Annotated in this window: 5 protein-coding genes; all 5 read right to left on the minus strand. The window is 71.6% G+C overall.

The window, feature by feature from the left end:
• Positions 1 to 295: 295 nt before the first annotated feature.
• Complete coding sequence (locus AKI01S_RS27775) at positions 296 to 772, minus strand: STAS domain-containing protein (RefSeq protein WP_067824403.1); 477 nt, start codon at positions 770 to 772, stop codon at positions 296 to 298.
• Positions 773 to 1049: 277 nt separating this feature from the next.
• Complete coding sequence (locus AKI01S_RS27780; RefSeq protein ID WP_067824405.1) at positions 1050 to 2381, minus strand: preATP grasp domain-containing protein; 1332 nt, start codon at positions 2379 to 2381, stop codon at positions 1050 to 1052.
• Positions 2378 to 4072, minus strand: a complete 1695-nt coding sequence (locus AKI01S_RS27785; protein ID WP_218009826.1) for an aminotransferase class III-fold pyridoxal phosphate-dependent enzyme — start codon at positions 4070 to 4072, stop codon at positions 2378 to 2380. Before AKI01S_RS27785 ends, AKI01S_RS27780 begins: the two co-directional genes overlap by 4 nt.
• Positions 4069 to 5253: an acyl-CoA dehydrogenase family protein gene (locus AKI01S_RS27790; protein ID WP_067824420.1), complete on the minus strand. Its 1185-nt coding sequence runs from the start codon at positions 5251 to 5253 to the stop codon at positions 4069 to 4071. The genes AKI01S_RS27785 and AKI01S_RS27790 overlap by 4 nt, the downstream gene beginning before the upstream one ends.
• Positions 5244 to 6000 (minus strand): 3-oxoacyl-ACP synthase III family protein (locus AKI01S_RS27795; protein WP_157420194.1); only part of this gene is annotated, 757 nt, incomplete at its 5' end. The genes AKI01S_RS27790 and AKI01S_RS27795, both read right to left, overlap by 10 nt.

Below are 6000 nucleotides of genomic sequence, written 5' to 3' on the forward strand. Positions count from 1 at the left end.
CTGCGCTTGAGGGGGAGTAGCGCCGGGCGCGGTGGCCTGCTGAGCCCATCATTGCCCCGTTCGGCCGCCCTGACCACCGACAGTGGGAAACCGGTCACCGTCAGGCAGACAGGGCTGTCTCCGTGCTGCGGAGTCTTCTTACCTGTCGCCAACGGACACCGCCCTGCGGGCTGCCGATCGCCCTACCAGGCTCTGTCGGTGTGCGGCGCACACCATCTGTGTTTTCTCTTGCCCGGCCACGGCTGGCAGGGGGCCAGCCTGTGTCCGCCGTCCTGCGGCGGCCCCTCACAGGCGGTCAGTCGGCACGCGGCCTGATTGCTGGAACGCCAGAGGGTGAGCCAGGGCTGGCATCAGGGCTGGCATCAGGGCTGGCGTTGTGGATGGCGTCTTCGACGGTGGCGTGGACGGCGATGAACTGGTCGGCACCGGTGAGGGCCAGTACCGAGCGCACTCGGGCGGTCGGAGCGACCAGCACCAGGCGCCCGCCGGCCTCGGTCAACCGCCGCCACCAGGCAACCATTATCCCCAGCCCTGTCGTGCCGGTGAAGGTCAGCTGCGACAGCTCCAGCGCCACCGAGGTGCCCCGCACACCCGCCACCGCCTGCCCCAGTCGCTGGTCCATCACCTCGACGGTGGCATGGTTCAGCTCTCCGGCCAGGCATACCACCAGCCAGCGATCCTGGCGCACGACCTCCACCGTCAACGGTGCCGACCGCCCGCTCACCGCCCGCTCACCGTCCGTTCCCTGTGCTCCCGAGCCGGTCTGGATCACCTCATGCTGTCAGCTGGGGCCGCACAGTGCGCGGTCGGCGTTCGCCGCGCCGCGCGCCTTTCACCGAAGCAGAGCAGGAGCGGGTTTGGCCCAGGCGCAAGTGCACCAGATTCAAGAACTCAAGGAGGCAAATCTCTGGAACTACTGGCGGCTGCTGGGCCACAGCAACAACAGCACCAGTCCGCCGGGAAGCTGAGGATCCCGATGACGCAGGCCACGGTCCGACATCTGGAGACCTCCTCCATCGCCTCCGAAGCCTTTGCGGCGGCCAGGGGAGTCAGTGGCTCGTGGGGCCGAACAGTTCGGTCAGCCTTCCCTCCGTCTCCCGCGCGTCCTCAGCGTCCTCGGCGACGACGCAGTACTCGACGGCTCCGGACGCGCGCGTGTGGTCGCACATGATGACCACGCCGCGCCGGTCGGCGGTGTCGAAAGCCAGGCCCGCGGTGTGAAGCGCCGACAGGGCGGCGTCCAGCGCGGGGACGCTCCACCTGTTGCGGGTTACCAGCAGGCGCTCGTCCAGGTAGCCGGGGCCCACCAGGTGCTCACCGAGCCAGTGCAGATGTGTGGTGCCGCCGAGGCGGCCGTTGAACTCGCCGACCAGCACCCGGCCGTCGGGGGCGGCCAGACCGTCGATGTTGATCAAACCCCGGTAGCCCATCGCCCGGATCGGCTCGCACAGCGTCCGCGCCTGGTCCAGAAAGGCCCGCCGTATGTCGGGCGACGTTTCCATGCCGGGGATGATGATCCCTGAAAAGACCGGTTCCATCCGCATCTCGCAGACGTGCCGCTCGACGACGTCCCCGGCGGTGATCAGAAATTCTGAGCCCAGCGGGACCGATCCGGCCAGGTAGTGCTCGACGACCACCTTGTCGCGGCCGCCGTTGGTGTAGAAGGGCCATGCCGCCTCGAAGTGCTGGGTCACCTCGACCGAGCTCCCGAGCACGGCGAGGCGGGGTGCGCCGACTTGGGGGATGCCCGGCCGGGGCGCGAGGATCTCGTTGCCGTGCGCGGCCGCGTTGTAGTCCTGCTTGACGATGACCGGCTCACCGGCCGACAGCATGGTCGCGGCGAACGCCTCGGCCTCGGCCCGCGACCTGGTCGCCACGCCCTCCGGCAGGGGCAGGCCGAGTCCCGCGCCAAGGACGCGGAAGGCGCTCTTGCTGTTGAGCAGGTCGTGCCCGCCCGCGTCGAGGAACCCGAAGCCGGGCGTGTCGTCCCGGAGCCCGAGTTCCCGGGCCAGGGCCGCCACGGTGGGGTTGAACGAGTACGGCAGAACCCGGTCGATGCCGTTGTCCTGCACCAGGCGGCGCGCCTTCTCCAGGAAGTCGGCGTGCAGGAGCCGTTCCTGGGTCAGAACGTCGTCCCCGAACGGCCCGGGCGGCGGCACCAGGATGGTCACCGAGCCGAGGTCCAGGCCCTTCAGCTCCAGCATGTAACGCAGATACTCGGGGTCGACGTGCTGGGCCACCACGACGACGTCGCCGGGCCCGGCCAGCCACGCCATGCGCAGGGCGCTGTTGCCGCCTGTCCGGCGGGCCCCGGGCGGCAGCGTGGCCAGGTCGCCGATGAGGTGCTCGTTGAACGGGTTGCCGATCAGCAGCGTGCTCACGCGTCCACCTCCGTCACGGCGGCGCGCAGCCGCGTCAGCAGCTCCCGCAGGTCGGCGTCGTCGATGGTGAGGGGTGGGGCGACCAGGAGGGCCTGGTAGCGGTGGTCGACCCCGGCGGGGTAGACGATCAGCCCGTTCCGTTCGGCGGCGGCGCAGATCCGCGCGGCCAGTGGGGCGCGCGCGAAACCCTCGAGGTTCTGGTGGATGGGCAGGGCGAGCAAGAGTCCGCACCCTCGGGGAGCGCCGAGGAACGGCACGGACGCGGCCGTCTCGGCCAGTCCCTCGCGCAGGACCGCTCCGGCGCGTTCGGCGCGGCCGGGCAGGTCGTGCTCGCGCGTGTAGGCCAGGACGGCCAGGGCCGTCGCCGCCGACAGGGGGTTGCCCCCCATGGTGTGTCCGAACGCCAGGTCCGTCGCAGACCAGCCGGGCAGCACCCGGTCGCCGACCAGGCATGCGCCGATCGGGGTGTAGCCCGCGCTGAGCCCCTTGCCGGTGACGACCAGGTCCGGGGTGACGCCGGACCTGGAGTGCCCGAACCACCACCCGGTGCGGCCGAATCCCGTCATGACCTCGTCGACAGCCAGCAGCGCGCCGCTGGCGTCACACAGGTCGCGCAGTCCGTGCAGGACCTCGTCGGGCACCTCGCATGCCCCGCTTGCGGCCCCGCCGACCGGTTCCAGCAGGACCGCGGCGACCCGGGCAGGCCCGGTGCGGGCGAAGGCCGCGCGCCAGTCCGCCAGGTCGGGCAGCAGGCGGCCGGGGTCTCCGGGGGCGACCGGCACCGTGGTGGCCGAGCCGTTGTGCAGGGCGTCCAGATGGCGGCGGCGCGGCGGATGGCCGGAGACGCCGAGCGCGCCCGCCGTCATCCCGTGGTAGCTGGGGAACTGGGTCAGCACGACCGCGCGGGCCGGGTCGGCGGCGTGGTGGTGCAGGGCGAGCCGCAGGGCGGTCTCGGTCGCCTCCGAACCGGAGTTGGTGTAGACGACCTCGCGGTATCCGGGGCCCGCGATCGACAGGATCTCGGCGCTGAGGTCCTGGACGGCGTGGTGCGCGAACTGGCTGCGGTGGACGAAGGTGATCCGTTCGGCCTGCGTGCGCATCGCGTCCAAGACCTCCGGGACGCCGTGGCCCAGGTTCACGCAGACCGCGCCCGAGCTGCCGTCGATGTACTCGCGGCCGCGTTCGTCCCAGACCCGCGCGCCCCGGGCCCGTACCGCCACTGGCCGCTGCGGTGGAGGAGCAGTCGGCGCCGTCGCATCCGTCGCGTTTGTTGTGGGGGCCGCGCTCACCTTTTCTTCCTTCTCGGACGCGGTGAGCTGGGCGTGGAAGCGCTCCAGGTCGACGACGGCGCGCCGGTGGTTCCCGTCGCACAGCACGGTTCCCGTCTCGTCCCGGACGGTGAACGCGAATTCGGTCCTGCGGTCCACCGCCGCGGCCGTGACCTCGTAGTGGACGGTGGCGCCGACCGGTGCGGCCGCGCGGTGGTTCATGGTCACCGTCACGCCCACCGACATCTGGCCGGGCTTCAGGAAACGGCCCATTCCCTCGGCGCACAACCGTTCCATCTCGCCGAGGATCGCTGGGGTGGACAGTACCTCCAGCCCCTCGTTGCCCCACCGCGTCGCACAGTCCTCGGGGAGGACGACGCGGGAGGCGGTCGCCCGCAGCGGGGTGGTCTCCGTCCGGGTCATCGCGTGGTCCCTCCGCTCGCCAGGCCGCCGTGCGCGCGCATGACCTGGGTGAAGATGTTTTTCTTCTGCATCTCGTTGGTGCCGCCCGCAATGCGGAAGGCGACTGCGTCGCGCAGGTGGCGCTCGATCCCGGTGCCCCGCTCGAAGCCGAGGTGGCCAAAGATCTGGACCAGTTCGAGGGCGGCGCGGACCAGCCCGTCGGCCGACAGCAGCTTCACGCAGGAGGCCAGCAGGCTCGCTCGGTTGGTGCCGTCCTCACGCTGGAGCGCGGCGGCGGCCGCGTACGCCAGGCTGCGGGACGCCTCGATCGTCGTCTGCATGTCGACGACCTTCTCCTGGACGTACTGGTGCTCGGCCAGCGGAACGCCGAATGCCTCCCGTTCGCGGATGCGCTCGACGGCGCGGGGCAGCAGCGCTTCCACGTGCGCCGCAACCACGATCCCGTAGATCAGCCGGTCAAAGGCCAGGCACCAGTACAGGACGTCCAGTCCCTCGCCGACCTCGCCGAGCACCCGGTCGGGCTCGACGGTCACGTCCCGCAGGGTGATGGGGCCCAGCGGGCTGCCTCGCAGTCCCAGCAGGCTCTCGTGGCCGCCCCGGGTCACGCCCTCCTGGTCCTTGTCGACCAGGAACAGCGTGATGTCACGCTCGCCGATGCCGACGACGCGACCCACGACCATCATCAGGTCGGCCAGCGGGGCGTTGGTGATGTGGCTCTTGTCCCCGGTCAGCAGGAAGCCCCCGCCGGGAGCCCGCCGTGCCGTGGTGCGGATGGCCGACACGTGCGACCCTCCGGTGGCCTCGGTGGCCGCCGTCGAGCCGAGCCGTCCCGCCAGCAGGCCCGGGACGAACCGCCGCCGCTGCTCCTCGGTGCCCCACCGCAGCAGCAGTTGCAGGAGCCCGGCGTGCGCGGCGGCCGACAGCACGAACGCGCAGTCGTCGGCCCCGCCGGCCAGACCCTCGAACGCCGCCACGTGGTCCCACAGGTCGCCGCCGTCGCCGCCGAGCCGCTTTGGCACATGGACGCGCCAGAAACCGGCGTCGGCGAGCGCACGCCACACTGCCGCGTCGAAGGTCTCGTCGCGGTCGCGTTCGGCGCCGCCCGGAGCGATCTGCTCTCGCGCGAACCGGGCGAACCGGCGGCGCAACTCCTGCTGCTTGTCCGTCCACATCAGATCCATGTGCTCCTCCTGGGAGTGGGGCGGCAGGGCCGGGCGGTCGACGGCCATCGCATCAGCGCGCGGCCCCAGGTCATCCCGGCGCCGAAGGTGATCATCAGCACGGTGTCACCGGCCTGGATCCGCCCGTCCCGCACCGCGGTGTCCAGCCCGATGGGCAGGGAAGCCGCGGCCGTGTTGCCGATCACATCGCCGGTGAGCACGACCTGGTCGGGCCGGAACCCGGCGTTCTCGGCAACCTCCCGGATCAGCCTCGGGTTGGCTTGGTGGCACACCAGGTGGTCGACCTCGGCGATGGTCAGGCCCTCCTCCTTCACCGCGTCCTTGACCAGCGCCGGGAACTCGGTCCGGACGAGCGCGGCAATGTCGCGCCCGAACATCGTCAGGTGGTGCGCCCCGTCGGCCAGGCCGTCGGGGGTGAGGAGGTTGCCGTGGCCGCCGACGGCGTAGTGCTTGAGCCGCCCGTCGGTCCTGATCTGGATCCGGCCGATGCCCTGGCCGCCGGGGACCCGGGCCACGACGGCGGCGCCCGCGCCGTCGCCGAACAGGGGATAGGTCCTGCGGTCGCCCGGGTTCAGGATGCGGGAGTAGGTGTCGGTGCCAACGACCAGGACGTACTGGCGGCGCTCGTCGGCGCGCAGGAACCCGCGGGCCGTCTCGATCGCGACGAGCCATCCGGCGCAGGCCGCGTTGATGTCGAAGGCGAACGCGCTGCGCGCTCCGACCGCCTCCTGCACGCAGGCCGCGACG

This window comes from Actinomadura kijaniata NBRC 14229, assembly GCF_001552175.1.
Lineage (GTDB): Bacteria > Actinomycetota > Actinomycetes > Streptosporangiales > Streptosporangiaceae > Spirillospora > Spirillospora kijaniata.